Genomic DNA, 26,706 nt, shown 5'->3' with positions numbered 1-26,706 from the left:
GCCAGCGCCGGTTCTGACCCGCCCGTCCCGCCCTTCAGAACAGCGCCTCGCTCTCGTCGAGGACGCGCGCCGGACCGCCGACCTCCCAGACATCGGTGTCGACGCCGATCTCGGCGATCCGGCTCTCGACCTCGTCGACGTGGTCCGCGAGCGTGTTCACGTACACCGAGGCCCCGGTGTCGGTCGAGAAGTAGACAGGGACGCCCGACTCGCGGAGTTCGCGCACCGCGTTGAACACGGCGATCGTCTCGGGCTGCCAGTACACCCATCCCGCGGGGCCGGTCATCGTCGTGGCCGTCAGGGACAGCGAGTCGTGCTCCGCCGTCTCGAAGATCCGGTCGAAGTCGCCCGTGCGGAGCGCGTCGGTCATCTCGACTAGCTGGTCTTGGACGTGCGCGGTCCGCGCCTGCATCATGTGGCTCGCGGCGGCCTCGCGGTGGGCCTCCTCCGTCTCCTTGTACGCGGGGACGTGTGCGGCGACGATTCGGAGGTCCTCCTCGGGGTCGAAGCCGTCCTCGCTCACCCCCACGTCGAGCCGGGAGGAGCGACAGTCCTCGTCGTTGAGCCCGGCGTCGAGCCGCGAGTACGCGCCCGTCACCGAGCGGGCGGCAGAGGAGGAGCCGCGGCGGGCGACCGTCGAGACCTCCGGGAGAGACATGTCGAGGCCCGCGGCCTCCACGAGGGCGAGTGCGGCGGCCGCGAAGCCCGACGAGGAGGAGCCAAACCCGATGTTCGACGGGAAGGAGTTCTCGCTCTCCAGTCGGACGGCGGCGTCGACGCCGGCCAGGTCGCGGACGTGGTCGACGACCATGTCGATGCGCTCGGCCGCGCGGCCGTCGACCGCCTCGCCGCCGATGACGTATGCGTCCTCGCTCGCGTCCGGCTGCCACTCGACGGTGGTCGTCGTGGCGGTCGGCGCGGTACAGAGGCTGATGCTGTCGTGGTACGGGAGCCGCAGTTCCTCGTCGCGCATCCCGTGATACTTGACGAGCCCCTGAATCGGGTGGGCTCGCGCGGTGGCCTTGCCGGTCATGTCTCGGGAAGCGTCCGGCGGGGGATTAGTCGTTGCGATAGGTGGGAGGCGGTGCGCGACCGTTGTCGGAACAAGATATTACTGAGATGCGACGCAGGGCCCGACATGGTCCGCCGCGACGCGCTCCTCCGCCGGCCGCGAGCGAAGCCGTACGCCCTCGCCGCCGTCACGGCGGGAGTGGTGTTCCTCGAAGCCGTGACTCGGTCCCGCCAGTACGCGATACGGGAGGGACAGCCGGTGACCGCCCGAACGCCGCTCGACCTCGTGGTCGACGTCGCCGGAACCTACCTCGTGGTGCCGGGGCTTCTGTTCGTCGCGTTCTACGCGCTTATCGCTCCCGGCTCGCGGATTCCACTGACCGGCCGGTCGTTACTCGCGCTCTTCGCGGGCGCGCTCATCGGCGGGCTCGCGGGACAGTACGTCGGAGTCGCTCCCCACTCGCTCAGGACCCTGCTGTGGTCGGGGACCTTCGCGGCCGACCCGCAGATCCTGCGCCTGTGGGTCGACGTGTTCGGATCGATCGGTCGAGACTTCCTCGTCGCCGTCGGCGTGTTAGTCGTGGCGCGGACCGTTCGTGACAGGCGGAACGAGCGCTCGGACGCCGCCGCGTAGCGACCGAGCGCTCGCTTCCGTCCCCGCGCCGGCGACGGGATAGAGGGAACCCTTTTTGACCGGTCGGCGGGTACTCCGCGCCATGACAGAGTACACCGTCGAGTTCGTCGGCACCGACGAGACGATCGAGGTGGCCGACACGGAGACGATCCTCAGCGCCTGCTTCGAGGAGGGGATCGCTCAGGAGTACTCCTGCCGCGTCGGGATGTGTCTCGCCTGCTCCGCCGAGATCGTCGAGGGCGAGGTGACACAGCCCGCGGCTCGCGGCCTCTCCGACGAGGAAGCCGAGCGGTACGCGCTCACCTGTATGGCCCGCCCGCAGTCCGATCTGAAGCTCGACCGCGGGAAGTACCCGCCGAGCATCGAGGACGACGCGGCGACCGCGGCGGGCGACGGCGCGGCCGCGGACGACGACTGAACTACCTCATCATCTCCGGTCCTACTCGGCGCGCTCGAACCGGTGTCTGACCACGTCGGCGTCGTCGTCCCACTCGAAGTTGCCGCCGTGGGCGCGGACCATTCGCTCCTTGTACGCCGACAGCGACGGCGACCCCTCGCGCTTCGCGTCCTCGTCGGTCATGTCGCCGAGCGTGCGCTCGGTCACCTCGACCAGTTCGAAGGCGACGCCGTCGATCTCGAAGGTGTCGCCCTCTTCGCCGTATCGGTTCCCGCGGTGGAGCTGCGTCACCTCGCCGTCGAGGGCCGCCTGCTTCACGCGGTCGTTCGGGAGCAGGTCGGCCGGGTCGTTGTCTGCCATGCGATCCGCTTCGGTCCGCGGCGGCTTATGTACGGCGGCGAGGGGCCGGCACGGCGGCGAGTCTTCGACTCTGTCGCGCCGATCCCGGACCGGTTCGGGGCGCGTTGCGGATATCGAAACGGCGACCCGAGCGGGTACGCACGTCCGTGAACACCCGCGCTGCGCCCCGAGCCGAGGGATTCAAGATACTGCCGACACCCATCTCTGACGATGCGACAGGACCACCTCATCACCGCGACCCAGCTCTCGCGGGATGACATCGAGGCCGTACTCGACCGGGCCCGGGCGGTCGCCGACGACCCCGCCGCCTACGCGGACCGGCACGCCGGCCGCGTGCTCGCGCTCTGCTTCTTCGAGCCGAGCACGCGGACCCGGATGAGCTTCGACAGCGCGGCCAAGCGCCTCGGGATGAACACCATCGACATGGGCGACGTCGACTCCTCGTCCGTCTCGAAGGGGGAGTCGCTGTCCGACACCGTCCGCGTCATCGAGGGGTACGCGGACGCCCTCGTCCTCCGCCACCCCAGCGAGGGTGCCGCGACGCTCGCCGGGGAGCGCGTCGACGTGCCGGTCGTCAACGCGGGCGACGGCGCCGGACAACACCCCTCCCAGACGCTCCTCGACCTCCACACGATCCGCGAGGACCACGGGCTCGACGACCTCACGATCGGGGTCATGGGCGACCTGAAGTACGGCCGGACGGTCCACTCGCTGGCGGCCGCGCTGACGGAGTTCGACGCCAACCAGCACTTCATCAGCCCCGAGTCGCTGCGGCTCCCGCGCTCCGTGCGCTTCGACCTCCACGAGACGGGCGCGCAGATCCGCGAACACGACGATCTCGAACCCATCCTCGACGAGCTCGACGTGCTGTACGTCACCCGGATCCAGAAGGAACGGTTCCCGGACGAGAACGAGTACCACCGCGTCGCGGGCGAGTACCAGATCGATGCCGAGACGCTGGCGGACGCCCCCGACGACCTCACCGTGATGCATCCGCTCCCGCGCGTCGACGAGATCGCGCCCGACGTCGACGAGACCGACCACGCCCGCTACTTCGAGCAGGCGCACAACGGGATCCCGGTGCGGATGGCGCTGCTCGACACCCTGTTGGAGAACGCGAACCCCGACGGCGACGAGGGGACGGAGGTGGGTCGATGAGCGATCACGAGCTGCGCGTCTCGAAGATCCGCGACGGCACCGTTATCGACCACGTCGAGGGGGGCCAGGCGCTGAACGTCCTCGCAATCTTAGGCATCGACGGCTCCGAGGGGTTGGGCGTCTCCGTCGGGATGAACGTCCCCTCCGACCGGCTCGGCCGCAAGGACATCGTGAAGGTCGAGGACCGGGAGCTGTCGCAGTCGGAGGTCGACGTGCTCTCGCTCATCGCGCCCGAGGCGACGATCAACATCGTCCGCGACTTCGAGGTCGTCGAGAAGAACCGGGTCACCCGTCCCGACGGCGTCACCGGCGTGCTCTCCTGTCCGAACCGCAACTGTATCACCAACGCCGGCGAGCCGGTCGAGACGCGGTTCGACGTGGTCGCCGACGGCGTGCGCTGCGACTACTGCGCGACGATCCTGCGGTCCGACATCGCCGATCACATCGACGTCTGAGACGGCCGGCGCCGCGGGTCGCTCCGCTCGGGGCAGCCTGTTTTCGGTCCGTCCTACTCGGGGCGACCTGTCTTGTTCCGACCTATTCGGGGCGACCTGTTCTCGGTCCGGTAGGTTTTAGCGCCCACCGTTCCAACCGGCAGGTATGAGCAAGAAAGCCAAGCTCGTCCTCGTCCTGTCGCTCGTCGCGCTCGCGTACTTCCTGTTCGCCGGCGACAAACAGCCGGTCGAAGTGGAGTAACCGCGAGACGCCGCGCTCGCGCTCTCCGCTCGACGCCGCGCTCGTCACACCACTCGCCGCACGGCACGTCGAATTAGACTCCGCGTCGACTCGCCTCACCGATCGACCACCCCGATACCGTCCGCTTTTACCGACCAGTCACGTATGTGACTCCATGTACGGGGTCGTCACGCGCAACGCCGACGAGGTCGCGATGGAGCCGTTCGACCTCGGCTTCTACGAGGTGAAAGACGTCACGGGGCGGGCGGCCGAGCCCCTGCCGGACGCCGTGAACATGGTGTCGTGCTTCGGCGACAACGCGGCCGCGAGCGAGGACGACGACCTCGTCCCGGTCGACGAGCGCGGCGAGCCGGCGACCCGCGACCGCGACTACTTCGACTGGGCGTACATCTGCCCGACACACCCGGAGTACCGCGAGGGACTCTTGGAGATCATCGCGGACTGCGCCGCCGAGAACGAGGACGTGCGCCTCGACGACGTGGGGTTCCCCCGCGAGGGGTTCTGTCACTGCGACCGCTGTGAGCGTCTGTTCGCCGAGAGCGATCGCGAGGAGTTCGCCGACTGGCGCGCGGACGTGATAACCGACTTCGTCGCCGAAGCGGCCGATCTGGTCCCCGGCCGGCTCCTGCTGACGCTGTACCCCGACCCGTACCCCGACCACCTCTACGAGCGGGCCGGCCTCGACATCGACCGCCTCGCCGCCCACGTCGACGAGTTCGTCGTCCCGCTGTACGACACCGAGTACGCGACGACCTACTGGCTGGAGACCATCGCGCGGGGGTTCCGCTCGATGCTCGGCGGCGACTACTCCCTCCACGGCGCGCCGCCGGAGACGCCGTTCTCGCTGGAACTGTACGCGGTCGAGGTCGACGTCGACGACCTGATCCACGCGACTGAGGTCGCCGAGACGTACGCGAAGGACGTGTTCTTCGGCTACGACGCGAACAACGCGGCCGCCGCGGTCCGTCGGAAGGACGCCGACTCGCGCGACGGCGAGGTCCACCGGCCGGAGTGACCGGGCGCGTCGGCCGTCCGCTTGCGACTCCGTGGACGAGGGTTTAAATACGCCCGCGGTCGACTGCTACTCGACCGGCCGCCGGCGCGCGACACAACCGGTCGTCTCGCGTTCGCGCGAGGCGGTCGCCTTTCAACGTCCGCGCCGTAGCGGCGGTCGTCCTACACCGATGAGCCGTCGGCTCGCCGCGCCGCCTCAGCGGTCGACTTCTCCCATGATCGTGTCGAGACTGCCGAGCGCGGCGATCAGGTCCGGTATCGACTCCCCCTCGGCCATCTCCGGCAGCGTCTGGAGGTTCGAGAACGAGGGCCCGCGGATTTTGAACCGGGCGGGCTTGTCGGTGCCGTCGGCGCGGATGTAGATGCCGAGTTCGCCCTTGGCGCCCTCGACGGCCCGGTAGATCTCCGTGTCGTCGGCCGGCCGGATCGTCCGCGGGACGTTCGCCTGAACGGTCCGCTCGTCCTCGGGCCAGTCTTCGAGCAGGTCGACGCACTGCTCGATGATCTTCGCGGACTCCTCGACTTCGCCCATCCGGACGAGCAGGCGACTGTAGTTGTCGCAGCCGTCTTCGGTCACCACATCCCAGTCGAGCTCGTCGTAGTAGCCGTACGGGTCGTCGCGGCGGAGGTCGTAGTCGACCCCCGAGCCGCGGACGACGGGGCCGGTCGCGCCGTAGCTCTTCGCGACCTCCGGCGGGAGGGTTCCCGTGTCCACTGTGCGGAGCTGGAGGATCTCGTTCCGGGTCAGGAGGTCGTGGTACTCCTCGATGCGGCGCGGGAGGCCGTCAAGGTACTCGCGGACGCTCCGCAGGAACTCCTCACGGGGTTCGGGGAGGTCCCACGCGACGCCGCCGAGCCGGAAGTAGTTGAACATCAGCCGCTGGCCCGTCAGCTCCTCGACGATGTCCTGAACGCGCTCGCGCTCCTGTATGGCGTACATGAACGTCGCCGTGAAGTCGCCGATCACGTCGAGCGCGTACGCGCCCATCGCCAGCATGTGCGAGAGGATCCGGCTGAACTCCGCGGCCATGGTGCGGACGACGTGCGCGTACTCTGGCACCTCGATGTCGGCGAGGTCCTCGGCGACCCGGGCGTACGCCCACTCGTTGAGCAGCCCCGCGCCGCCCCAGTCCCAGCGGTCGGGGTACGGCATGATCTGGTGACGGTACGTCCCGGACTGCGCCATCTGCTCCTCGCAGCGGTGGATGTAGCCGATGTCGGGCTCCACGCCGACGACCGTTTCGCCGTCGAGGGTGACCTGGAGGTGTAAGACGCCGTGGGTCGCGGGGTGGTGCGGCCCGATGTTGAGCAGCATGGTGTCGCTGCCGGTCGCGGTCGACGACCCGGGTTCGATCGGCTCGTTCTCGGAGAGGGCGGCGATCTGCGGCTGATCCTTATCGTAGTCCATCGACAGGGGGTGCCCCTGCCACGTCTCGGGGAGCAGGATCCGGCGGAGGTCCGGGTGGTCGTCGTACTCGATCCCGACGAGGTCGTACGCCTCGCGCTCGTGCCAGTCCGCGGTGCGGAACACGGACGCGGCGGACTCCGAGACCGGGTCCTCCTTGTCGGTGGGAACCACGACGCTGAGCTCTCGGGTCGGGTCGTCGTAGGAGCGCAGGTGGTAGATCGACTCGTACCGGTTCTCGTACTCCTGTGCCGTGACGCAGGCGAGGTGGTCGTACCCCGCCTCGTCTCGCAGCGTGGAGAGCGCTTCCTGAACCGCGTCGGGTCGGACCCTCGCCGCGGGGGCGTTCAGGTGGCTCTCACGCCCCGTGATCAGCCCGCGGACGGACGAAAACGCGTCCGCCGTCTCCTCGTCGTCGCGCTCGCGCAGCAGCTCTGTCGACATACCGGAAGAGACGCGAGCGCACGACCCGAGGCTTCTGCCGGCTCAGTACGGATATTTATAAAACCGCCGTCGTCATTGTCCGCCGTGAAGTATCTGCGCCTCGAACTCCGGTACCCGCCGGAACTCATGCATCCGATGCACCGACTGGTCGACGAGTCGGACGCCATCGGTCGGGACGTGCTCCTTCACGGCAGCCTCTTCGACGAGACTGCCGACACCTTCCTGTTCTACGTGGAAGGGGACATCGACGTGTACGTCGACGCGCTGCGGTCAGTCGACCGCATCCGGGAGTTCGAGGTCACCCGGATCGACGGGACGGGCTACTACGTCTTCCTCACGCAACGGCGCGACGCCGTCGACGACGCGATGTTCGGGTCGCTCCGGCGGACCGGCATCGTCGTGGTCCCGCCGATCGACTTCCGTCCGAGCGGCGTCGCGAGGCTGACGATCCTCGGGGATCACGAGCCGCTCCGGGAGGGCCTCGCCGCGCTCCCGGAGCGGATCGAAAGCGAGGTCCTCCGCATCGGCGAGTACGACTGGCGCAAGCACCTCTTCGACCCGGGACTGACCGACCGGCAGTTCGACGCGGTCGCGGCCGCCGTCGAGTGCGGCTACTACGAGTCCCCGCGCGCGGCGTCCGTCTCGGATGTCGCCGAGCGGATCGGCGCCTCGCCGAGCACCGCGTCCGAACACCTCAGGAAAGCCGAATCGGCCATGATGAACGCGTTCATGCGACTGCGCGACGTGGCCTGACAGCGGGTGGCTGACGGCGTTCTCGCCCGACGATGCGCCAGGCCGACGACGCGTCCGTCCGACGACGCGTCCGTTCGACGACGCGCCCGTTCGACGATTCTCCTCAGTGAACGGTCCGGTCGTCGCTCGTGTCGATCTCTTCTCTCGGGTCCGCGTTGCCGAACTCGGGCGTCGGCCCGTCGCCAGGCTCCGCCCAGCCGACCGCGTTCCGGAGCACCCGTCGGACGTCCTCGTCGTAGTAGATCGGGTACGTCTCGTGACCGGGCCGGAAGTAGAACACCCGCCCGTTCCCGCGGCGGTAACAGCAGCCGGAGCGGAACGTCTCGCCGCCCTCGAACCAGGAGGTGAAGACGAGCGTGTCCGGCGCCGGCACGTCGAACCGCTCGCCGTACATCTCCGTCTCGTCGAGTTCGATCGCCTCGCCGATCCCGTCCGCGATCGGGTGGCTCGGCTCGATCGCCCAGAGCCGTTCGCGCTCGGCGGCCTCACGCCACTTCAGCGAGCAGCTGGTCCCCATCAGCCGCCTGAATATCTTCGAGTAGTGGGCGGAGTGGAGGACGAGGAGGCCCATCCCGTCGAGGACGCGCTCGTGGACGCGGTCGACGACCGCGTCGCGCACCTCGTCGTGAGCGGCGTGGCCCCACCAGACGAGCACGTCGGTGTCGTCCAAGACCGCTTCAGTGAGCCCGTGCTCCGGTCCCTCATCGAGGGTCGCGGTGCGGACCTCGTGGCCCCCCTCGCGGAGCGCGTCGGCGACGACGGCGTGGATGCCGTCGGGGTACACCTCGGCGACTGCGTCGCTCTCGCGCTCGTGCCGGTACTCGTTCCAGACCGTGACGCGTGCCATGCTCGGGGTCGACGCCGCACCGACTTGAGCGGTCGGCCTCGCCCCGGCGCGCGGACTCGGCGATAGGCGCCCACCCGAAGGTACTTGATCCGCGCGCGAGACCACGGCATATGGCTGGTCCCCGACAGTTGTACCGCCGGGCCGACGACTGGGCGCGCGGCCTCTCGCGGCTGCGCTACGCCCTCTTCACCGGCGCCGTGGTGACGGCGTCGGTGCTCGCGGTCGGCGTCGCTCTCGGCGCGTCGACGACGGTTCAGGCGGTCACGATGGGCGTCGTGATGGCCGCGCTCTACTACGCCGGCGACGTGAACGCCGAAGACGGCTGAGTCCCTGTCGCGGCCCCGAACGTCGACTCAGGCCGTCGCTTCGACGTCCGCGAGCCGGTCCGCGAGGTACTCAGCGATGGAGACGGCCTCCTCCTCGACGAACCGCGCGACCTCCTCGCCCTCGGGCGACTCGACGACGACGGTGGGGATAAGCCCGATCTCGTACGCCTCGACGAGTTCGCCCTCCTTCCCGTCCGGGCCCTTCGTCACCGGGAACGACTCGATGCGGTCGTCCGGGACGCCGGCGGCGGCGAGCGCGGCACCGAACTCGGGGAGCTGTCGCTGGCAGTCGATACACCAGTCGCCGCCCCACACTTTGAACACGTAGTCGTCCGCCGCGAGCGCGTCGAGAACCGAGTCGTCGAACGCGTCCGCGTCGAGGTCGTCCGCGGGCGCGAGCGTTTCGAGAGTCATTGGGATCGATAGATCACGGAGGCACGTAAACGGCGCGTCGGTGGCAAGAGCACATTCGCTTCGGGTCCGTCGACGACACCTCGTCGAGTTCGCAGACACACCTGATTTCTGTCCTCGGCTACAGACCGACTGCTGACACCCCCGAAGCCCCAGCCGCGGGCGACATCGATTGCCGGAGTCCGCGGGGCCTTTGGGTCACGACCGCCTCGGTTCGGGTAATGGACGACGACATCCTGTCGACGCTCGGCTCGCCGCTGGTGCGGGTCGACGCGCCCGCGGGGACGACGGTCGCGGCGAAGGTCGAGTCCCGCAACCCGGGCGGCTCGGCGAAGGACCGCCCCGCGCTGTACATGGTCGAGGCCGCCGAGGAGGCGGGCGAGATCGAGCGGGGCGACCGCATCGTCGAGCCCACGTCGGGCAACACCGGCATCGGCCTCGCGATGGTCGGCGCGGCGCGCGACTACGACGTCACCCTCGTGATGCCCGAAGGGAAATCGATCGAGCGCCGCCGACTCATGCGGGCGTACGGCGCCACCGTCGAGCTCGTCGACGGCGACATCTCCGACGCGAAGGACCGCGCCGACGAGCTGGAGGCGGAGCCGAACACCGTCCAGCTCCGCCAGTTCGAGAACTCCGCCAACCCCCGCGCGCACTACGAGACGACCGGCCCGGAGATACTCGATCAGGTGGGCGACCGCACCGTCGACGCCCTGGTCGCCGGGGTCGGCACCGGCGGGACGATCACCGGGATCGGCCGCCGTCTCCGAGAGGCGTTCCCGGACGTCCGGATCGACGCCGTCGAGCCCGCGGACAACGCCGTCCTCTCGGGCGAGGAGCCGAGCGCCGACGACTTCCAGGGGATGGGGCCGGGCTTCGTCTCGCCGAACCTCGAGGTGGACCTGATCGACGAGGTCCACACGGTCGAACTCGGCGACGCCGAGACCGAGTGCCGCAGGCTCGCTCGCGAGGAGGGGATCCTCGTCGGCCAGTCGTCGGGCGCGTCGAACCTCGCGGCGAAGGTCGTCGCGGCCGAACTGCGCGAGAGCGGCGCGTTCGTCGGCGAGGAACCCCTCGTCGTCACCGTCTTCTGGGACAGCGGCGAGCGGTACTTGACGGCGGGGACCTTCGGCGAGTGACCGCGCCGCGGCGGTCGACCCCGGTGTTGATTAGCGTTCGGCGCCCAGATCGGGCGTGAACACGCGCGCCGAATCGGAGACGGAGCCGCCCGACCGCGACCCGGCCGACGGCGGTCCGACGGGGGGCTCGGACCGCCGCTTCGACGGACCGTGGCTCGCCGCGATAGCGGCGACCGTCGGAGCGTGGACGGTCCTGTACGCGGTCGACTGGGCGCTGCTGACGCCTGCGACCCCGGTTGGACCGGCCGTCGCCTTCGCGCACAGCTACCTGCTCGCGCCCCTGGCGACCGCAACGATCCTGCTCGACGCGCTCTCGCTCGCCGAGCGACGCGTCGCCGACCTGGGCGTCTTCAAGTGGATCTACGCGCTGGCCGCGCTCCCCGCGCCTCCGGTCGCCGCGCTCTACTACGCGCACCGCGAATGGCTGAAGCCGGACGACACGACGCTTCTCGGGGAGCCCTGATGCCGGCGGACCGGCCACCCGAATCGACCAGCGCGGACGCGACCCCCGGCGCGGTCGCCGGCCTCGTGACGGCCCCCGAGGGCGGCGCCCCGCCGGTCCGTCGCGAGGCGGTCGAGGTCTGTCCCGACGGCGTGGAGGGGGACCGCTACCGCCGCGGCGACGGCCACTTCCAACTCGACGGCTGCGCGGTCACGCTCGTCGCCGGGGAGGCGCTGACCGCGGTCCGTGAGGCGACCGGCATCGACGTGCGCGACGGCCGTCACCGTCGCAACGTGGTCGTCGAGGGGTTCGGCGCGGAGATGGACTCGCTCCTCGGCGCGACCGTCGCGGTCGGCGACGCCCTCCTGCGACCGACCCGACGGAGACCGCCGTGTGCGCACCTCGAGGAGCTCGCCGGCGAGGACGGCCTCGCGTCGGCGCTCCGGAACCGCGGCGGCCTCTGCTGTGACGTGGTCGAACCGGGGTCCGTCGCCGTCGGCGATCCGGTGACGGTGCGGGAGGCCGACCCGCGGACCGCCGGCGCGGCGATCGCCGACCGGTTGCGGGAGCGATCGTCGAGCGGTCACGAGTAGCGACCCCGCCTCGTCGGGCATCGGACTGCCGCCGGAGATCGGCTGTGCGTGTGAATTACACCCGCGCTGCGGATTTTATACGCTCGAAGCCGGAGACGACGACATGTACCGAACCCGTCGCGCGGCGCTGGCCGGGATCGCGGCGGTCGGCGGGGCGTCCCTCACCGGCTGCCTCGGGGGCCGAGCGACGGACTCCGTCACCGGAGGCGCTGAGGACACGGGTGCCGGAGCTCCCCCGCCGACCGTCGACGCCGGCTATCACCTCGCGTACGAGGCCGACACCCTCGTCTCCGAGTCGCTCGACGGCGGCGTCGGCAAGGATGGGATCCCTTCCGTCGACGACCCCGCGTTTCGGCCGATCGCGGAGGCGGATATGGCTGGCAACGAGCCGGTGTTCGGCGTCGTCCGCGGCGGCGAGGCGAAGGCGTATCCACGTCGCATCCTCTCGCACCACGAGATCGTCAACGACGAGGTCGGCGGCGAGTCGGTCGCGATCACCTACTGCCCGCTCACCGGGACGGCACAGGGGTTCCGTCGCGGCGACACGACGTTCGGCGTGTCGGGCCGGCTCGTGAACTCGAACCTGATCATGTACGACCGCGCCACCGACAGCTGGTGGCCGCAGATGCTCGCCACCGGGGTCGACGGGTCGATGGCCGACGAGACCCTCGACGAGTTCCGCGTCGTGTGGACGACCGCCGGCGAGTGGGCGACGCGACATCCCGACGCTTCCCTCATGACCGAGGAGACCGGCTACGTCCGCCGCTACGACAGCGACCCGTACGGGAGCTACGCGCCGCTGAGCGGGTACTACGTGCGGGACGGGACCAGGTTTCCGCCGCTCGCGTCCCCCGAGGACGGCCACGCGAAGTCCGTCGTCATCGGGGCGCGGACCGCGACGGGCGCGGTCGCCTTCGACAAGACCACGCTGCTCTCGGAGCGAGTGCTGACCGGGACCGTCGGCGAGGGCGGCCCCGCCGTCATCGCCGTCGCCGACCCTGCCCTTTCGACGGGGTACGTCTACCGGAACCCCGACGAGGTCGCGGTCGAACCGGACGGCGACGAGTACCGAGTCGACGGTGAGGGCGGGTTCGAGGCCGCGGACCTGCCGCTCGAACGGCTCCTCGCGTTCGACGCGATGTGGTTCGCCTGGTACGGCTTCTACCCGGACACCGCGTTCGTCGGGGAGCACACGCGAGCGGGCTATGGGGGCTGAGACCGCCGCGCCGGCCGCGTCGCCGCGCGCGTGGCTCGCCGGACTCGTTCGCCGGACGGTGTTCGCCGTCCGCGCCGCCCTCGGTCGGCGCGACGGCCGGGCGACCGCGGGTGCCGTCACCGGCGCCTATCTCGTTGCCTACCACCTCGGACTCGGCCACCTCGGTCTGCGCGCCGGCGCGGTCGAGTCGGCCGGGACGCCGCGGTTCGACCTCGTCGTCGCCGCCGACCCGGTCGCGCTCGCGACCCGGCGCGTCGCGCCGTTCCAGTACGAGCCCGTGGCGCTGCTCTCCGCGGGACCGGTCGAGTACCTCTTCGCTCCCGTCAACGCCGCCCTCGGGCTCGCGCTCGCGGTGCTCGTCGGCGTCACGCTCGCCGTCTCGGTTGTCGCGTGGCGCGGCCCCTCGGCCTGTCGGATCGGCGCCGGCGCGGGGGTCGCCGCGGGCCTTCCGGGGATCCTCTCCGGGGTCGCCTGCTGCGGCCCCGCGTTCCTGGCGGTGATCGGCCTTCAGGCCTCGGCGGGACTGCTCGCCGCGTTCCGGTGGTTCATGCCGGCGTCCGTGGCCGGGCTCCTCCTCACGCTCCTGTGGGTCGGGAGCCGGGTCGACCCGGGGGCCGTGGGCTGACCTCGCCCGACCGGCTCACGGCCTGCTGGAACCGAAAGTGTTGACGGCCGACCGCCCCGATGAGTCGCCCGTGACTGTCGGATGAACTGGCGGTACCGCCACACGGTGTTGACGCTGTGTATGCTGGCGTTCTTCGTGACGTACTTCGCGCGGCTGGCGATCAGTCCAGTCGTCCCCCTCATCATCGACGACTTCGGTGTCTCGAACACGGCGGTCGGGGTGGCGCTCTCGGGGATGTGGTTCGCCTACGGCCTCTCGCAGTTCCCGAGCGGGATCCTCGCAGACCGGTTCGGCGAGCGTCGGGTGATCCTCGTCGCCGTCGGCGGCACGACCGCGATGAGCCTCGCGCTCGCCGTCGTACCGGTCTTCCCCGCGTTCGTGCTGGCGGCGGTGCTCCTCGGGCTCGTGGCGGGGCTCCACTACGCGGTGGCGACCACGCTGCTCTCGCGGACGTTCGACGACCTCGGCACCGCGGTCGGGATCCACTCGCTCGGCGGCCCGCTCGCCGGGCTCGTGGCGCCGGTCGCCGCGACGTGGGTCGGCGTCCGCTACGGCTGGCGGCCCGGGGTCGCGCTGGCCGCGGTCGTCGGGGTTCCCATCTTCCTCCTGTTCGCGCGGCGGGTCCGGCCGACCGAGCCGCGGCGCCCCGACCAGCCGATGGCGGAGCGGCTCCAGGTCGGCCCGCTGCTCGAACTGGTCGGGCGCCGTGAGGTGCTCGTCCCGCTCGTCGTCGCCACGCTCGGCACGTACGTCGCGCAGGGCGTCATCTCTTTCCTGCCGACGTTCCTCGTGGAGCTCCGGGGGTACGACCCCGCGTTCGCCGGCGGCGTCTTCTCGGCGTTCTTCGTCGTCCGCGCCGGCGCGCAGGTCGGGCTCGGCCGGCTCTCTGACCGGCTGGGCCGCGACACGAGCATCGCCGCGGCCCTCCTCAGCGGCGCGCTCGGCCTCGGAGGGCTGGTGGCGCTCCCCGACCTCGTTCGGCTGCCGGTCCCGGTCGGGCTGCCGGCGCTGCCGACGGTCGGCGGGCTCGGGATCGTCGTGCTGCTCGCCGGGCTCGGGTCGAGCTTCTTCTCCGCCATCGACCCGCGATTCATGGACGCCCTCGGCGACGCGGAACGAGGCGCCGGGTTCGGCCTGATACGGACCGTCTACACGGTGATCGGCTCGGCCGGCTCGGTCGGCGTCGGGCTCGTCGCGGACCTGTTCGGCTGGGGCGCGTCGTTCGCCGTCATCGCCGGCATGTCGGGGGTCGCGTTCCTCGTCATCTCCGCGAACGCGCTCGTCGGCGAGCGGCGGTGAGGGATGGCGCGTCGCCGAGGTACTACCCGTTAGCCGACGTACGGCCGCCTAACCGACGTACCGCCGCCTCGTCGTGCGCTCGCCGTCGGGGGCGTACACGGTGACGACCTCGCCCTCGTCGTCGAGCGCGGGCACGTCGCGGCCGAGGTAGTGGTCGGTCGCCGTGTCCGCGCCGGCGCCGACGTGAACCGTCAGGGTCTCGTCGGGCCCGAGCGTCGCGTCCGGGAGGTCGTCGCGCTGGCCGTCGAGGTCGATGACGTACCCGGTCAGGTCGATCGGCTCCGCCGCGGCGTTCCGCAGGGTCACCGACTCGTCGAGCGCGTCGCCGGTCACGTCGCCGGCGTCACCGTTAGCTCCCGCATCGCCGCCGCTCCCCTGGCCCGCGTCGACGGCCTCGATCACCAGTCCGTCGGGGTTCGCCTCGGCCGCGAACGCCGTGATGTCCGCCAGCGTGTACCCGTCGGTCGCCGTCGGCTGCGGGAGGCTCGGCTCCCAGCCGTCGGGCGCGGCGTTGGGGTAGGCGGTCTCGTCAGCCTCGATCAGCCCGATCAGTGTCTCGGCGACGATCCGACTGCCGACCGCGCCGAGTCGCTCGCCGTCCTGCTGATAGTCCGCCTCGGCGAGCACGTAGTACCAGAGCGGCGAGTCGGGGTCTGCGCCGCGACCGTGCGCCCGCAGCGCCTCCATGATCGCCGATTCGTCGCCGAACGCCTCGTTGCGGATCGGATCGTACCCCATCCGCGCGGCGACGTCCTGTCCGGAGGCCAGGCCGAGCGCCTTCCCGCGCCGGAGGTTCCGGACGGCGAGCGAGGAGTCCCCGGCGATCGGGAGGTTGAACAGCGTCGGCGCGAGGAGGGGCTCGATCTTCCGCGAGGGCTGGTAGTCGCCGTCGCCGGTGTCGAGCAGCCGCGACCAGTCGACGACGAGGTCACTCGGGACCGGTCGGCCGCCGCGGAGGTTCCGCCCGTCCCCGGGGCCGGTCGGGAACAGCGGCACCTCGCCGACCTCGTCGTTGACGTCGAACGCGTGTCGGATCATGCTGTGGCCGAAGCGGTACGCGGCGCCTCCGAACTCGACCGGGATCGCCGGCGTGCGCCCCGGCGGCACGAAGTGTTGTCGGCCCCGCTCCTCGATGTCGGCCAGGACGTAGCGGTCGCAGATCCGGGGGAGGAAGTCGCGTCGCACGACCCACTGGTAGTGCCACCTGACGAGTCGCTGCGCGGCTTCGAGGACGGACTCGCCGTCCTCGACGAGCGACGATCCGGGACCGCGGAGGTGGTCGACGACGCGGTTGTGGAAGTTCACGAAGGCGAGCTCGAGCTGCGAGACGACGACGTTCTCGTCGTTCCGCGGGTCGCCGATCAGCGCGATCCCCTGCTCGTTCCGCTGGAGGTCCGTCCCCGGGAGCCCCGAGAGCCCGCCGCCGTCCTCGGCGTCCGGCGCGACCGCGTCGCCGGTGAGAAGCTTTCGCTCGTCCGTCTCGTGGTCGTAGAGGAACGGTGCCGCCTCCGCGTTCGTCCGGTACAGCGAGTCGAGGTCGAGCGCCGGCGTCCGGAAGTTCCGCAGCGCGGCCGGGTCGTTGCGCCGGTCGATGTCGGAGGTCGGGTCGAACGTGAGGTCGTGGTCGACGAACTGACCGAAGATGCCGTAGCCGGCCGGCGTCTCGGCGTCCCCGACCGGGTCGTCGGGCGACTCCATCATCGGCGCCCCCGCCTCGCCGTCGGCGCCGCCGAGCGTCCGGAGTAACTCCTCGTCGCGGTCGTACGGGTCCAGCTCGGGGAACTGCGTGTGGAACCGGTGGCTCCGGACCGGGCCCGCGGCCGTACACGCGGCCTCGTTCATCCCGCGGTGGTCGCTCCCGCCGTGGAGGGCGACGCTGCGCGCGTTCACCGAGAGGTGGAGCGCCGCCTCGCTCCCGTCCGGTCGCCGCCGCCGTCGGACCGGCTCCTCGGTCCCGCCCCGCGCGGGGTTCCGCACGGTGAACGAGACCTTGTCGAGGTCGGCGCCGCCGTCCGCTTCGAGGACGAAGTTCCCGTCGTCCTCGGTCATCCAGTGGCCGATGCGGTCGCCGTCCTCCCGTTCGCCGATGACTATCCGCCCCGCCAGCGGCCGGGAATCGCCGTCGACGACGCGACATGTTATCTTGTCGGTAGCACCCATGGGTTGATGTGACACACATAAGTATCAAAAAATTATCTAAATGAACTTTCAACTCGTTTCCCGGATTATATTGCTGGCTTCGCTCCCGTCGGTCGGGCGACGCGCGCTTGACGGGCCTCCGCACGCCAGCCGTTCGCACGCGACCCGAACATTCGAGTCCGCCCGAGACGAACTGCCGTCGTGTACGACTACCACGCCCACACGAACTACTCGGACGGGGCGTTCCTCCGGTGGATGGTCGAGGCCGCCGCGGACGCCGGGCTCGACGGGATCGGGCTCGCAGACCACTGTAACGTCTCGCCGGCGCCGAACGCGCGGGAGCACAAGCGCGCGTTCGGGTTCAACCTCGACCTGACCTACGAGCGGCGCCGCGACGCGATCGAGTCGGTCCGCGACGACGTCGACGTCGACGTGTTCGACGCGGCGGAGATGGACTACGACCCCGAACACGCGGACGCGATCGCCGAGTTCCTCGACGAGGCGGACTTCGATTACGCCGTCGGCAGCGTCCACGACCTCGACGGCGTCAACGTCCACACGCGCTCGCACTTCGCCGACAAGCCCGAGGCGGAGCGCCGCGAACTCGTCGACCGGTACTTCGAGAAGCTGGTCGCCCTGGTCGAGTCGGAGCTGTTCGCGATCGCCGCGCACCCGGACTTGGTCGAGCGCAACCCCCACCTCCGCGGGTTTGCGACCGAGGACCACTACGCCGCGGTCGCCGAGGCGTTCCGCGACTCGCGGACCGTCCCGGAGATCAACGCCGGGCGGCTGCTCGACGGCTACGGCGAGTTCCACCCGGCCCCCGCCTTCCTCGACCGCCTCGTCGACGCCGGCGTCGACGTGAGCGTCGGGACCGACAGCCACGAGCCCGACGTGATCGATCCCCGGGTACAAGAGATCGAGACGGAACTCGACCGTCGCGGGCTGGAGCCGGTCCCCCTCGACCGGATCGTCGCGGACGCCTGACGCGGTCGCTCACGCCCTCGAGAGAGCGACCTTCGAAAACGCAGCTATTTCCTCGTTTGATTTCGGCTTACGCCTCGTCAAACAGCGCAGCGCTTCGCGCTGCTGGCTCGCCCCGGCTTACGCCGGATCGAACGACGGGAATCGGAGATTCGCTCGCCCGACGAAGCTACGCTTCGTCGAACACCGATAGGCTCGCTCCGCTCTCCTATCGAGTTCGACTTCGGCTTACGCTTCGTCGAACAACGTCTCGCCCTCGACCATGTGGTCCTCGACGGCGTCCATGTCGAGCGTGACGCCGAGGCCCGGCTCCTCCGGCACCTCGATGTACCCGTCCTCGATCACACTCTCCTCGACGAGGTCCTCCCACCAGCCGAGCTCGTAGGAGTGGTACTCGATGGCGAGCGAGTTCGGGATGGCGGCGCCGACGTGCGCCGCGGCCATCGTCGCGACCGGCGAGGCGACGTTGTGCATCGCGACCGGCACGTAGTACTGGTTCGCGATGTCGGCGATCTTGCGGGTCTCGCGCATGCCGCCGACCTTCGGCAGGTCGGGCGCGACGATGTCGACCGCCTGGTTCTCGATGAGCCGGCGGAGCTCGGTGACGCGGTAGCGGTTTTCGCCGACCGCGATCGGCGTGACCGTGTTCTTCGTGACCTCCTCCTGGACTTCGAGGTTCTCCGGCGGGACGGGGTCTTCGAGCCACCACACGTCGTGCTCCTCGATGGCGTCCGCGAGGCGCTTCGCGGAGCCGCCCGAGAACGTCCAGTGGCAGTCGAAGGAGACGTCCGCCTTGTCCTTCACGCGCTCGGTGACCTTCTCGACGATCTCCGCCTTGTGGCGGATCTCGCCGGGGCGGAGGTGGCGATTCGCGCGGTCCTTCTCGTGGCCCGAGGGGACGTCGAGGTCGAACTTCAGCGCGTCGTAGCCGAGTTCGTCGACGACGCGCTCGGCCTCGTCGGCGCAGGCCTCGGGGTCCGCCTCGTCCTCGGTGTGACAGTCGCAGTAGACGCGCATCTCGTCGCGGTACTTCCCCCCGAGCAGCTGGTAGGCGGGCACGTCGAGAATCTTGCCGGCGAGGTCGTGGAGCGCGACTTCGATGCCGGAGATGGCCGTGACCGTGACGCCCTCGACGGAGCCCTCGCCGGACATCTTCTGGATCAGGTGCTCGTAGAGGCGGTCGATGTCGAGCGGGTTCTCGCCGATCACGAACGGCTTCATGCGCTCGATCAGCTCCGGGACGCCGGCGCCCCAGTACGCCTCGCCGGTGCCGACCACGCCCGCGTCGGTGTAGACGCGGACGAGCGTCCACGGGAAGTTCCCGTCGACCATCGTCGTCTGGACGTCCGTGATCTCGACGTTGCGATCGCCGCCGCGCGTCCCCGTGGTCCCCATCGTCTCGGCGGAGAGCTCCCGCATCGTGTACTCCGCGTTCGGGTCGTGGAGCGACTCGTAGTTCCGGCTCATACCCCCCGATTTATTCGGAACAGGGTAAACGTTTACCATCAGGCGTGGGACGCCTGAACAGGTGGCTTTTCATCCCCGTGCGCGCAACGGGTGGGCATGGTCGAAATCACGGATTCTCTCGCGTGTCTGTACACGGGTCGGGTCGAGTCCCGCGGCGACGACTACGTCGTCACCGTCCCCGCGTCGGAGATCGAACACGGAAGCGTCAGCGTCGGCGAGACGTACCGGATCGCCGTCCTCGACCGCTCCGACGGCGAGCCGTCGGCGGCGGCCGACGACGGGGCCGCGTCGTCCGTTCCCGACGCCGACGCCGACGCCAGCGGCCCCCCGTCCGACGGGGGCGATCGACCCACCTCTCGCGGGGCCGCCGGGGCCGTCCAACCCGACCCGCCCGTCTCGGAGGGAGAGGTCCGCGAGGTGACGATCGAGACGCTGGGCGACAAGGGCGACGGGATCGCGAAGATCGAACGCGGTTACGTCGTCATCGTCCCCGACGCCGAGCCCGGCGAGGAGCCGACCGTCGAGATCACGAGCGTCCGGGAGAACGTCTCGTTCGCGAACGTCGTCGAGGAGTAGCGCCGCGCTGCGAGGTCGCGAGACCCTTCGAGGCCGCCGTCACGCGTCTCTCTCTACGCGGCCTTCCTCGGGCGGCTCGGCCCGCGAGAACAGCGCCCGGAGGTTCGACGGCGAGAAGAACGAGGACGGCTCGTCCATGTGGACGCCGATCTCGCCCGAGAGCGCCCGCAGCCCGACCCGCTGGACCGGCTCCGGCAGCGAGTAGCACCGCCGTATCGCCTTCCCGAGCCGGATCTCCGTCGACAGCTCCTCGCGCCACTGCGACTCGTAGTCGGCGAGCGTCGCCGGGTCGCGCGGGTCGATCGCCGCCGCGGCGACGTCGGCCGCGCGCATCCCGTATAAGATTCCGCCTCCGGTGAACGGCTTCGTCTGCGCGGCGGCGTCGCCGATCAGGAAGCCGCGGTCGCTCGTCGTCCGCGCCGGCGGTCCCACGGGGATCGCGCCCGAGCAGCGACGGTCCGTCGTCGCGCCGTACGCGTCCGTGAGCCGGTCGAAGCCCGCCGACACGTCCTCGCTCGGCGGCGCCGCGAGCCCGTACTCGACGCCGGCGTCGCCGCGGGGGATCCGCCACGCGAAGAACGTCGGCGCGGTGAGGTGGACGTCGACGTAGTCGCCCGCGTCCGCCGCGTCGTCGAACGCGAGGACGCCGTGGAGCAGTTCGTCCGGCTCCGGGAGGTCGAGCGCGCGGCGCACCCGCGAGGTCGGACCGTCGCACCCGGCGACCATGCGCGCCTCGAAGCGCTCGGTGGCGCCGTCCGCGAGGCTAGCCTCGACGACGACGCGGTCGCCGCGCTCGTCGACCGAGACGACGGTGTGGCCCTCCCGGAGGTCCGCGCCCGCGTCCTCGGCGAGGTCCGCCAAGGTCCGATCGAGGCCGACCCGGTCGATCACGTTCGACACGGGCTCCCGCTTGTAGAACGGATAGGGGGCCGACTCCGGCCCGCCGACGTGGAACCGCGCGCCGAACACTCGGTTCTGCCGGAGCCGGTCTACCGCCCCGTCGTCGACGTACTCCCAGAGGTCCGTCGAGACGTGGCCGGAGCAGGCCAGCGGTTCGCCGACGGTCCCCGACTCCAGCAGGAGGACCTCGCGTCCCGCCTCGGCGGCCCGGCGCGCGAACCGCGACCCGGCCGGCCCCGCTCCGACGACGACGAAGTCGTACACGCCCGTAATCACCGTCCCGAGACGGCTAAACGGTTCCGGCTCCCGACCGGTTCGCGGATCACTCGTCGCCGCCGAGCCACGCGAGCGCCGCGTCGAGGTCGGTCCGGGGCGGCGAGCAGGCGAACCCCTCGCAGACGTAGGCGGTCGGCTCGCCGTCGGTCGCGTCCCGGTCCGCCCAGATCGGCGGGGCCTCGACCATTTCAAGGCGGTCGAGCCACTCGTCAAGCCCCGCGTCCGTGGCCGGGCGCGGCGCGACGAGCGCGCCCGGCAGGTACCGCTCGCCGAGCGTCTCGCGCCACTCGTCCGGCACCTCGTCGGCGGCGACCGTCACCTCGATCCCCCCGGTCTCGACGAGGTCCGCGGCCCGGACGAGCGAGGCGTGTTCGAGCGGACCGCCGCGGATCCGGTCGGCGTGGGTCGTCACGACGCGCTCGGCGATCTCCCGGAACTCCCCGCCGGTCCGGAACCCGTCGAGGAGCGCGAGCGTCTCGGCCGCGACGCCGAGGCTCGACGGCGTCGACCGGTCGGTGAACTCCTGCGGCCGGGCGATGAGCGGGCCCGCGTCGGCGCGCTCTCCCGCCCCGCCGGTCCCGTCCCCGTCGAGGTCGCGCGTGAAGTATATCGTATCGTCGTCCGCGTCGTAGAACTCCGCGACGAGCGCGTCGGCCAGATCTAAGGCGAATCCGAGCGCCTCCGGGTCGCCGGTCGCGGCGTAGGTGTCGAGCGCGCCGCGGGCGAGGAACGCGTAGTCGTCAAGGTACCCCGGCCCGCGCACGTCGCCGTCGAGCCAGCGCCGGGCGAGCGCGCCGGTCTCGGCGTCGGGGTCGTAGAGCCGGTCGCGGCAGAAGTCGAGTGCCTCGCGGGCGCTCTCGGCGTACGGCTCGCCGAGAGTGTCCCCGGCCCGCGCGAACGCCGAGATCGCACGCCCGTTCCACGCCGCTAGCACCTTCTCGTCGCGGGCGGGCCGCGGTCGCGACTCGCGGGCGTCGAACAGCGCCGTGCGCGCCTCGGTCAGCGTCTCGCGGACCGCCTCGGGCGACTGCTCGCGGTCCGCGGCCAGCTCCGCGACCGACGCCGCGACCGTCGGGACCGTCGTGCCGCGCTCGAAGTTCCCGCCGGGCCGGATCCCGTACCGCTCCTTCGCCAGCGACGCCGCCGGCTCGTCGAGGACGGCGTCCACCTCCTCGGGCGTCCAGACGTAGAAGGCGCCCTCCACGTCCTCGCCGTCGCTCGCGCCCTCGCCGTCTCCGCGGCTCGCATCCCCGCCGTCCCGGCGGCTCGCGGGCTGTCGGCTCCGCGCGTCGAGCGTGCTGAAGAAGGCGCCGCCCTCGTGTCGCAGCTCGCGGTCGAGGAACGCTAGCGACTCGCTCGCGACGCGAGCGTACCTCGGGTCGCCGGTGAGCCGGTAGCCGTCGAGGTAGACCATCGGTAGTTCGGCGTTGTCGTACAGCATCTTCTCGAAGTGGGGGACGGTCCACTCGCGGTCGACCGCGTAGCGGTGGAACCCGCCGCCGATCTGATCGTACATCCCCCCGTCGGCCATCCCGTCGAGGGTTCCGGTCGCGGCCGACAGGAGCGCGTCGCGGCCGCGGCCGGCGTACGCCCGCATCAGGAGGTCGATCCGGCCCGGCATCGGGAACTTCGCGCCGCCGCTCCCGAAGCCGCCGTGTTCCTCGTCGTAGCCGCGCAGCGCGGCCGCAGCGGCCGTGTCGAGCAGGTCGTCGCCGGGCGGCGAGGGGCCCCCCTCCTCCGAAGCCGGCGGTTCCGGCGTCGGCACCGACTCCAGCTCGTCGCGCGCGCTCTCGGCCCACTGGTCGGCGCGCCGCTCCATCTCCTCGCGCTGCTCGGGGTCGCTCCACGAGTCGGCGATGCGCTCGCAGAGCTCGCGGAACCCGGGCTGGTTCCGCCGCGGCTCGGGCGGGAAGTACGTCCCGACGTAGAACGGCTTCCCCTCGGGCGTACACCACGCCGAGAGCGGCCACCCGCCCCCGCCGGTGACGAGCTGGGAGACGGTCATGAACGTGCTGTCGACGTCCGGGCGCTCCTCGCGGTCGACCTTGATCGGGACGAACGAGTCGTTCACGACCGCCGCGACCGACTCGTCCTCGAAGCTCTCCTCGGCCATGACGTGACACCAGTGACACGAGGAGTAGCCGATGGAAACGAACACCGGCGCGTCGTGCTCGCGGGCGCGCTCGAACGCCGCGTCCCCCCACGGCTGCCAGTTGACGGGATTGTCGGCGTGCTGTCGGAGGTAGGGACTCGCCTCCCCGTCGAGGCGGTTCCGCTCGGTCGGCTGTGACATGGGCCCGGTTCGGCCCGGCGCGACAAAAGGCGTCCGGGGCGCGCCGAGCGCCGCCGCCCGCGACGCGGGTATCCACGAACAAGCACATATCGGGCCGCGGAGAGAGTAAGGTTTACACTACCGTGCGGTCACCCGTCGGGCATGACGGAGACCGTGCTGCTTGTGGGGGGCGGCGGCCGCGAACACGCGCTCGCCCGAGCGGTGGCTGACGACTGCGCGCTGTACGCCTGCGCGAGCGTCCGGAACCCGGGGATCCGGCGCCTCGCGGACGGGTTCGAGTCGATCGACGAGACCGACGCCGAGGCCGTCGCCGAGTACGCGACCGCGGTCGGCGCGGACCTTGCGGTCATCGGCCCGGAGTCGGCGCTGGAGGCCGGCGTCGCGGACGCCCTCGACGACGCCGGCGTCTACGCGTTCGGTCCGCGGGCCGCGGAGGCCCGCCTGGAGACGGACAAGGCGTACCAGCGGGAGTTCATGGAGCGGAACGCGATCCCCGGCTGCCCGGACTACGCCGTGTTCGACGACACCGAGGCGGCCTGCCAGCACATCGACGAGTACGACGGCGACCTCGCGGTCAAGCCCGCCGGGCTCACCGGTGGCAAGGGCGTGAAAGTGATCGGCGACCAAGTGACGGCGGCGGAGGCCAAGGCGTACCTCCGCGATTCCGACTACGACCGCGTCGTCCTCGAGGAGCGGCTCGTCGGCGAGGAGTTCACGGTTCAGGCGTTCGTCGCGAACAGAGACGTGCGGACGACCCCCGCGGTCCAGGATCACAAGCGCGCCTACGAGGGCGATGAGGGACCGAACACCGGCGGGATGGGGTCGTACACCGACACCGGCCGCTCGCTCCCGTTCATGGCCGAGGGCGACTACGAGGCCGCGGTCGACGTGCTGGAGGCCGTCGTCGACGCGCTCCCCGACTACAAGGGCGTCCTCTACGGACAGTTCATGCTCACCGACGAGGGGCCGAAGGTCGTCGAATTCAACGCGCGGTTCGGCGACCCCGAGGCGATGAACACGCTGCCCGTCCTCGACACGCCGTTCGTCGACGTGCTCGCCGCCGCTCGCGACGGCGACGCGCTCCCGGAGCTCGACTTCTCCGGCGAGGCGACCGTCTGTAAGTACGCGGTCCCCGACGGCTACCCGACCGACCCTGACGCGGGCGCGGCGATCGCGGTCGACGAGGAGAGCGCGGGGGACGCGCTCCTCTACTACGCCAGCGTCGACGAGCGCGACGGCGGGCTGTACACCACCACCTCGCGTGCGTTCGCCGTCGTCGGCCGCGGTGACTCGATCGCGGCCGCCGAGGCGCAAGCGGAGGACGCCCTGGCCGCCGCGGGCGACCGCGTCCGCATCCGCCACGACATCGGGACCGCCGACCTCGTCCAGCGCCGGATCGACCACATGGACGAGCTGCGACCCTGAGCCGGCCCGGCCGCTCGGTCGGCGGGTCGGCGGCCCGGAGCGACCCTTTTATCCTCCCCGTCCGAACGGCGTGACGTGACAGACGACGACCCAGACGCGACGCGCGAGGATTTGTCCCGAAGCGACCGCCTCGACAGGTTCCCGACGCCTGGCGTCCGGAACTCCCTGTGGTCGTGGCCGGACGCGAAGTCGCCGCTCGCGGTCGTCCGCAACTACGTCGTCATCGTCCTCGCGCGGATCTGCCCGAGCCTCCGGCTGAAGAACTGGCTGCTCCGGCGGATCGGCGTCGCGGTCGGGGAGGGCGTCTCGTGGGGGCTGGAGTCGACACCGGACGTGTTCTGGCCGGAGCGGATCCGGGTCGACGACGACGCGATAATCGGGTACGACGCCACGCTGCTGTGTCACGAGTTCCTCCACGAGGAGTACCGGCTCGGCGACGTTGTCGTTGAGGAGCAGGCGATGATCGGCGCTGGGGCGGTCGTACTCCCCGGCGTCACGATCGGTGAGGGCGCGCGCGTCGCCGCGAACTCGCTCGTCGCGGAGGACGTGCCGCCGGGCGCGACCGTCGCGGGGGTCCCGGCCGAGGTCGTCTCGCGGTCGGACCCGGCCGCGAGCGACGACTGACCGGGGGGCTACGCGGCAGCGGTTTACACGGCGTCGTCGTCCGCGTCGCCGCCGTCGCTCGCGGTCCCTTCCTCCTCCGCGTCGGTGATGTGTGCCTCGGTGCTCACCCGTTCGAGGTCGACGCCGACCTCCTCGGCGACGGCGTCGAGGACAGCCCGCTGCTCGGCCATCTCGTTTTCGAGCGTCTTGACGCGCTCAGAGGTGTCTATCACCGTCTCCTGCGTCTCGTCGACCTCGTCGCGGAGCTCGCTGATCTTCTTGTAGGTGCGCTCCGCGCGGTCGGCGAGCGTCTGGATCTTCTTCGCGGTGTCCCCGAATCCCATACCGACGCGTCGGTCCGGCGATACGTGTGCTTTTCCGTTCGGTGCGGCCCTCCCGAACCGTCGGTTCGCCGACCGCCGCGACCCCGACCGACGGTGGACTTTTGCCCGACTCGCCCCTGATACGGGTATGAGCGTGGACCGGATCCTCCTGACCAACGACGACGGCGTCGACGCCGCGGGACTGCGCGCGCTGTACGACGCGCTCGCCGAGGAGTACGCGGTGACCGTCGTCGCGCCCGCGGCCGACCAGTCGTCCGTCGGCCGTCTGCTCTCCGAGGACGTGGCCGTCGAGGACCACGAACTCGGATACGTCGTCGACGGCACCCCCGTCGACTGCGTCGTCGCGGGGCTCGACGAGCTTGTCCCGGAGGTCGACGCGGTCGTCGCGGGCTGTAACGAGGGCGCGAACCTCGGGGCGTACACGCTCGGGCGGTCGGGGACCGTCTCGGCGGCGGTCGAGGCGGCGTTCTTCGACGTGCCCGCGGTGGCGGCCTCGATGTACGTGCCCGGCGGCGACGATTGGTGGAAACGCGAGTTCGAGGGCGCCGACTTCGCGCACGCGGCCCGGGCGACGCGGTTCCTCGTCGACGAGGCGGTCGAGGCGGGCGTGTTCGACCGCGCGGACTACCTCAACGTCAACGCGCCGATCGCGGACGAGGACCGCGCGCCGCTCCGCGTCACGACCCCCTCGACGTGGTACGGGCTGCGCGCGGAACGGAACGGGGACGGTCGCGTTGGGTTCTCCGATCCGATCTGGGGCCTGATGAACGACGACGACGTCCCGGACCCCGTCGGCACCGACCGGCGCGCCGTCGTCGACGGCGAGGTGTCCGTCTCGCCGCTATCGGTCCCCCACGCCGCCGAGCCGGAGGCGGGCCTCGACGAGCTGGCGGAGGCCTACGAGGCGACGGTGCGGTCGTGAAAAGCGG

28 protein-coding genes are annotated in these 26,706 nt (G+C 70.9%); 18 read left to right on the top strand and 10 right to left on the bottom strand.

Going from position 1 to position 26,706, the window contains the following annotated elements; translation table 11 throughout:
* Positions 1–34 precede the first annotated feature (34 nt).
* A complete protein-coding gene (gene mvaD / locus EXE52_RS11990) occupies positions 35–1,033 on the bottom strand; it encodes a phosphomevalonate decarboxylase MvaD (protein ID WP_089307586.1) in 999 nt (332 codons plus the stop codon).
* A 105-nt stretch (positions 1,034–1,138) separates the two neighbouring features.
* On the opposite strand from mvaD, the gene EXE52_RS11985 reads away from it, so the two are divergent.
* Positions 1,139–1,645, top strand: coding sequence for a hypothetical protein (locus EXE52_RS11985; RefSeq protein ID WP_089307587.1), 507 nt, complete (start codon positions 1,139–1,141; stop codon positions 1,643–1,645).
* Between the two features lie 82 nt (positions 1,646–1,727).
* Complete coding sequence (locus EXE52_RS11980; protein ID WP_049929421.1) at positions 1,728–2,063, top strand: 2Fe-2S iron-sulfur cluster-binding protein; 336 nt, start codon at positions 1,728–1,730, stop codon at positions 2,061–2,063.
* Positions 2,064–2,084: 21 nt separating this feature from the next.
* On the opposite strand, the gene EXE52_RS11975 is transcribed toward EXE52_RS11980, so the two are convergent.
* Positions 2,085–2,402 carry an ASCH domain-containing protein gene (locus EXE52_RS11975; RefSeq protein ID WP_049929422.1) on the bottom strand — a complete coding sequence of 106 codons (318 nt, stop codon included), beginning with the start codon at positions 2,400–2,402 and terminating at the stop codon, positions 2,085–2,087.
* 210 nt (positions 2,403–2,612) lie between these two features.
* Between EXE52_RS11975 and pyrB the strand changes: the two genes are divergently transcribed.
* The 3 genes from pyrB to EXE52_RS11960 all read left to right on the top strand — a co-directional run bounded on the left by pyrB (position 2,613) and on the right by EXE52_RS11960 (position 5,271).
* Positions 2,613–3,560 (top strand): aspartate carbamoyltransferase, encoded by a 948-nt coding sequence (gene pyrB / locus EXE52_RS11970; RefSeq protein ID WP_049929423.1) that lies wholly within the window; start codon positions 2,613–2,615, stop codon positions 3,558–3,560.
* Positions 3,557–4,015, top strand: a complete 459-nt coding sequence (gene pyrI / locus EXE52_RS11965) for an aspartate carbamoyltransferase regulatory subunit (RefSeq protein ID WP_049929424.1) — start codon at positions 3,557–3,559, stop codon at positions 4,013–4,015. The genes pyrB and pyrI overlap by 4 nt, the downstream gene beginning before the upstream one ends.
* Positions 4,016–4,410: 395 nt before the next feature.
* Entirely contained in the window at positions 4,411–5,271 is an 861-nt protein-coding gene (locus EXE52_RS11960; RefSeq protein ID WP_089307588.1) for a hypothetical protein, read from the top strand.
* 195 nt (positions 5,272–5,466) lie between these two features.
* Here EXE52_RS11960 and EXE52_RS11955 read toward each other — a convergent pair whose 3' ends face one another.
* Positions 5,467–7,119, bottom strand: coding sequence for an NADH-quinone oxidoreductase subunit D (locus tag EXE52_RS11955; protein ID WP_137703725.1), 1,653 nt, complete (start codon positions 7,117–7,119; stop codon positions 5,467–5,469).
* 84 nt (positions 7,120–7,203) lie between these two features.
* Between EXE52_RS11955 and EXE52_RS11950 the strand changes: the two genes are divergently transcribed.
* Positions 7,204–7,872, top strand: a complete 669-nt coding sequence (locus EXE52_RS11950) for a helix-turn-helix domain-containing protein (RefSeq protein WP_049929427.1) — start codon at positions 7,204–7,206, stop codon at positions 7,870–7,872.
* A 103-nt stretch (positions 7,873–7,975) separates the two neighbouring features.
* On the opposite strand, the gene EXE52_RS11945 is transcribed toward EXE52_RS11950, so the two are convergent.
* Positions 7,976–8,719 (bottom strand): ThuA domain-containing protein, encoded by a 744-nt coding sequence (locus tag EXE52_RS11945; protein ID WP_049929428.1) that lies wholly within the window; start codon positions 8,717–8,719, stop codon positions 7,976–7,978.
* A 110-nt stretch (positions 8,720–8,829) separates the two neighbouring features.
* Between EXE52_RS11945 and EXE52_RS11940 the strand changes: the two genes are divergently transcribed.
* The gene (locus tag EXE52_RS11940; protein ID WP_049929429.1) at positions 8,830–9,045 is read left to right on the top strand and encodes a hypothetical protein; all 216 of its coding nucleotides are present in this window, start codon (positions 8,830–8,832) and stop codon (positions 9,043–9,045) included.
* A gap of 27 nt (positions 9,046–9,072) precedes the next feature.
* On the opposite strand, the gene EXE52_RS11935 is transcribed toward EXE52_RS11940, so the two are convergent.
* Complete coding sequence (locus EXE52_RS11935) at positions 9,073–9,459, bottom strand: thioredoxin (protein WP_049929430.1); 387 nt, start codon at positions 9,457–9,459, stop codon at positions 9,073–9,075.
* 218 nt (positions 9,460–9,677) lie between these two features.
* On the opposite strand from EXE52_RS11935, the gene EXE52_RS11930 reads away from it, so the two are divergent.
* From EXE52_RS11930 to EXE52_RS11905, 6 genes are all read left to right on the top strand, one after another.
* Entirely contained in the window at positions 9,678–10,595 is a 918-nt protein-coding gene (locus tag EXE52_RS11930) for a PLP-dependent cysteine synthase family protein (protein ID WP_094553228.1), read from the top strand.
* Positions 10,596–10,650: 55 nt separating this feature from the next.
* Complete coding sequence (locus EXE52_RS11925) at positions 10,651–11,058, top strand: hypothetical protein (RefSeq protein ID WP_086216715.1); 408 nt, start codon at positions 10,651–10,653, stop codon at positions 11,056–11,058.
* Entirely contained in the window at positions 11,058–11,630 is a 573-nt protein-coding gene (locus EXE52_RS11920) for an MOSC domain-containing protein (protein WP_089307591.1), read from the top strand. The genes EXE52_RS11925 and EXE52_RS11920 overlap by 1 nt, the downstream gene beginning before the upstream one ends.
* 103 nt (positions 11,631–11,733) lie before the next feature.
* Complete coding sequence (locus EXE52_RS11915) at positions 11,734–12,846, top strand: DUF3179 domain-containing protein (protein WP_086216713.1); 1,113 nt, start codon at positions 11,734–11,736, stop codon at positions 12,844–12,846.
* Positions 12,836–13,471 carry a hypothetical protein gene (locus EXE52_RS11910; protein WP_089307592.1) on the top strand — a complete coding sequence of 212 codons (636 nt, stop codon included), beginning with the start codon at positions 12,836–12,838 and terminating at the stop codon, positions 13,469–13,471. The genes EXE52_RS11915 and EXE52_RS11910 overlap by 11 nt, the downstream gene beginning before the upstream one ends.
* Positions 13,472–13,552: 81 nt before the next feature.
* Positions 13,553–14,770, top strand: a complete 1,218-nt coding sequence (locus EXE52_RS11905; protein ID WP_089307593.1) for an MFS transporter — start codon at positions 13,553–13,555, stop codon at positions 14,768–14,770.
* Positions 14,771–14,818: 48 nt separating this feature from the next.
* Here the strand turns inward: EXE52_RS11905 and EXE52_RS11900 are convergent, their stop codons facing one another.
* A complete protein-coding gene (locus EXE52_RS11900) occupies positions 14,819–16,930 on the bottom strand; it encodes a peroxidase family protein (protein ID WP_089307594.1) in 2,112 nt (703 codons plus the stop codon).
* Positions 16,931–17,110: 180 nt separating this feature from the next.
* Between EXE52_RS11900 and EXE52_RS11895 the strand changes: the two genes are divergently transcribed.
* Positions 17,111–17,896, top strand: a complete 786-nt coding sequence (locus tag EXE52_RS11895; RefSeq protein ID WP_049929439.1) for a PHP domain-containing protein — start codon at positions 17,111–17,113, stop codon at positions 17,894–17,896.
* A gap of 225 nt (positions 17,897–18,121) precedes the next feature.
* Here EXE52_RS11895 and EXE52_RS11890 read toward each other — a convergent pair whose 3' ends face one another.
* A complete protein-coding gene (locus EXE52_RS11890; RefSeq protein WP_089307595.1) occupies positions 18,122–19,360 on the bottom strand; it encodes a mandelate racemase/muconate lactonizing enzyme family protein in 1,239 nt (412 codons plus the stop codon).
* Between the two features lie 96 nt (positions 19,361–19,456).
* On the opposite strand from EXE52_RS11890, the gene EXE52_RS11885 reads away from it, so the two are divergent.
* Positions 19,457–19,936, top strand: a complete 480-nt coding sequence (locus EXE52_RS11885; RefSeq protein WP_049929441.1) for a TRAM domain-containing protein — start codon at positions 19,457–19,459, stop codon at positions 19,934–19,936.
* 39 nt (positions 19,937–19,975) lie between these two features.
* On the opposite strand, the gene EXE52_RS11880 is transcribed toward EXE52_RS11885, so the two are convergent.
* Positions 19,976–21,100: a geranylgeranyl reductase family protein gene (locus EXE52_RS11880; RefSeq protein ID WP_049929442.1), complete on the bottom strand. Its 1,125-nt coding sequence runs from the start codon at positions 21,098–21,100 to the stop codon at positions 19,976–19,978.
* Positions 21,101–21,158: 58 nt separating this feature from the next.
* On the bottom strand, positions 21,159–23,405 hold the full coding sequence (locus EXE52_RS11875; RefSeq protein WP_089307596.1) for a thioredoxin domain-containing protein: 2,247 nt from the start codon (positions 23,403–23,405) through the stop codon (positions 21,159–21,161).
* A 141-nt stretch (positions 23,406–23,546) separates the two neighbouring features.
* Here EXE52_RS11875 and purD point away from each other — a divergent pair, with 141 nt between their 5' ends.
* A complete protein-coding gene (purD, locus tag EXE52_RS11870; protein ID WP_086216811.1) occupies positions 23,547–24,830 on the top strand; it encodes a phosphoribosylamine--glycine ligase in 1,284 nt (427 codons plus the stop codon).
* A gap of 75 nt (positions 24,831–24,905) precedes the next feature.
* A complete protein-coding gene (locus EXE52_RS11865) occupies positions 24,906–25,454 on the top strand; it encodes a DapH/DapD/GlmU-related protein (protein WP_049929445.1) in 549 nt (182 codons plus the stop codon).
* 23 nt (positions 25,455–25,477) lie between these two features.
* On the opposite strand, the gene EXE52_RS11860 is transcribed toward EXE52_RS11865, so the two are convergent.
* Positions 25,478–25,777, bottom strand: coding sequence for a DUF5798 family protein (locus EXE52_RS11860; RefSeq protein WP_049929446.1), 300 nt, complete (start codon positions 25,775–25,777; stop codon positions 25,478–25,480).
* 127 nt (positions 25,778–25,904) lie between these two features.
* Between EXE52_RS11860 and surE the strand changes: the two genes are divergently transcribed.
* On the top strand, positions 25,905–26,699 hold the full coding sequence (surE, locus tag EXE52_RS11855) for a 5'/3'-nucleotidase SurE (RefSeq protein WP_049929447.1): 795 nt from the start codon (positions 25,905–25,907) through the stop codon (positions 26,697–26,699).
* Positions 26,700–26,706: the final 7 nt, after the last annotated feature.

The sequence above is a fragment of the Halorubrum sp. CGM4_25_10-8A genome (assembly GCF_005435025.1).
Lineage (GTDB): Archaea > Halobacteriota > Halobacteria > Halobacteriales > Haloferacaceae > Halorubrum > Halorubrum ezzemoulense.
This window is presented reverse-complemented; position numbering and strand designations above follow the sequence as displayed.

Coding starts and splice junctions, on each gene's coding strand:
- EXE52_RS11910 (WP_089307592.1), top strand. CDS start 12,836: ATGGGGGCTGAGACCGCCGCGCCGGCCGCGTCGCCGCGCGCGTGGCTC.
- pyrI (WP_049929424.1), top strand. CDS start 3,557: ATGAGCGATCACGAGCTGCGCGTCTCGAAGATCCGCGACGGCACCGTT.
- surE (WP_049929447.1), top strand. CDS start 25,905: ATGAGCGTGGACCGGATCCTCCTGACCAACGACGACGGCGTCGACGCC.
- EXE52_RS11890 (WP_089307595.1), bottom strand. CDS start 19,360: ATGAGCCGGAACTACGAGTCGCTCCACGACCCGAACGCGGAGTACACG.
- EXE52_RS11905 (WP_089307593.1), top strand. CDS start 13,553: ATGAACTGGCGGTACCGCCACACGGTGTTGACGCTGTGTATGCTGGCG.
- EXE52_RS11985 (WP_089307587.1), top strand. CDS start 1,139: ATGGTCCGCCGCGACGCGCTCCTCCGCCGGCCGCGAGCGAAGCCGTAC.
- mvaD (WP_089307586.1), bottom strand. CDS start 1,033: ATGACCGGCAAGGCCACCGCGCGAGCCCACCCGATTCAGGGGCTCGTC.
- EXE52_RS11920 (WP_089307591.1), top strand. CDS start 11,058: ATGCCGGCGGACCGGCCACCCGAATCGACCAGCGCGGACGCGACCCCC.
- pyrB (WP_049929423.1), top strand. CDS start 2,613: ATGCGACAGGACCACCTCATCACCGCGACCCAGCTCTCGCGGGATGAC.
- EXE52_RS11860 (WP_049929446.1), bottom strand. CDS start 25,777: ATGGGATTCGGGGACACCGCGAAGAAGATCCAGACGCTCGCCGACCGC.
- EXE52_RS11980 (WP_049929421.1), top strand. CDS start 1,728: ATGACAGAGTACACCGTCGAGTTCGTCGGCACCGACGAGACGATCGAG.
- EXE52_RS11960 (WP_089307588.1), top strand. CDS start 4,411: ATGTACGGGGTCGTCACGCGCAACGCCGACGAGGTCGCGATGGAGCCG.
- EXE52_RS11940 (WP_049929429.1), top strand. CDS start 8,830: ATGGCTGGTCCCCGACAGTTGTACCGCCGGGCCGACGACTGGGCGCGC.
- EXE52_RS11875 (WP_089307596.1), bottom strand. CDS start 23,405: ATGTCACAGCCGACCGAGCGGAACCGCCTCGACGGGGAGGCGAGTCCC.
- EXE52_RS11975 (WP_049929422.1), bottom strand. CDS start 2,402: ATGGCAGACAACGACCCGGCCGACCTGCTCCCGAACGACCGCGTGAAG.
- EXE52_RS11930 (WP_094553228.1), top strand. CDS start 9,678: ATGGACGACGACATCCTGTCGACGCTCGGCTCGCCGCTGGTGCGGGTC.
- EXE52_RS11885 (WP_049929441.1), top strand. CDS start 19,457: ATGGTCGAAATCACGGATTCTCTCGCGTGTCTGTACACGGGTCGGGTC.
- EXE52_RS11955 (WP_137703725.1), bottom strand. CDS start 7,119: ATGTCGACAGAGCTGCTGCGCGAGCGCGACGACGAGGAGACGGCGGAC.
- EXE52_RS11945 (WP_049929428.1), bottom strand. CDS start 8,719: ATGGCACGCGTCACGGTCTGGAACGAGTACCGGCACGAGCGCGAGAGC.
- EXE52_RS11915 (WP_086216713.1), top strand. CDS start 11,734: ATGTACCGAACCCGTCGCGCGGCGCTGGCCGGGATCGCGGCGGTCGGC.
- purD (WP_086216811.1), top strand. CDS start 23,547: ATGACGGAGACCGTGCTGCTTGTGGGGGGCGGCGGCCGCGAACACGCG.
- EXE52_RS11935 (WP_049929430.1), bottom strand. CDS start 9,459: ATGACTCTCGAAACGCTCGCGCCCGCGGACGACCTCGACGCGGACGCG.
- EXE52_RS11900 (WP_089307594.1), bottom strand. CDS start 16,930: ATGGGTGCTACCGACAAGATAACATGTCGCGTCGTCGACGGCGATTCC.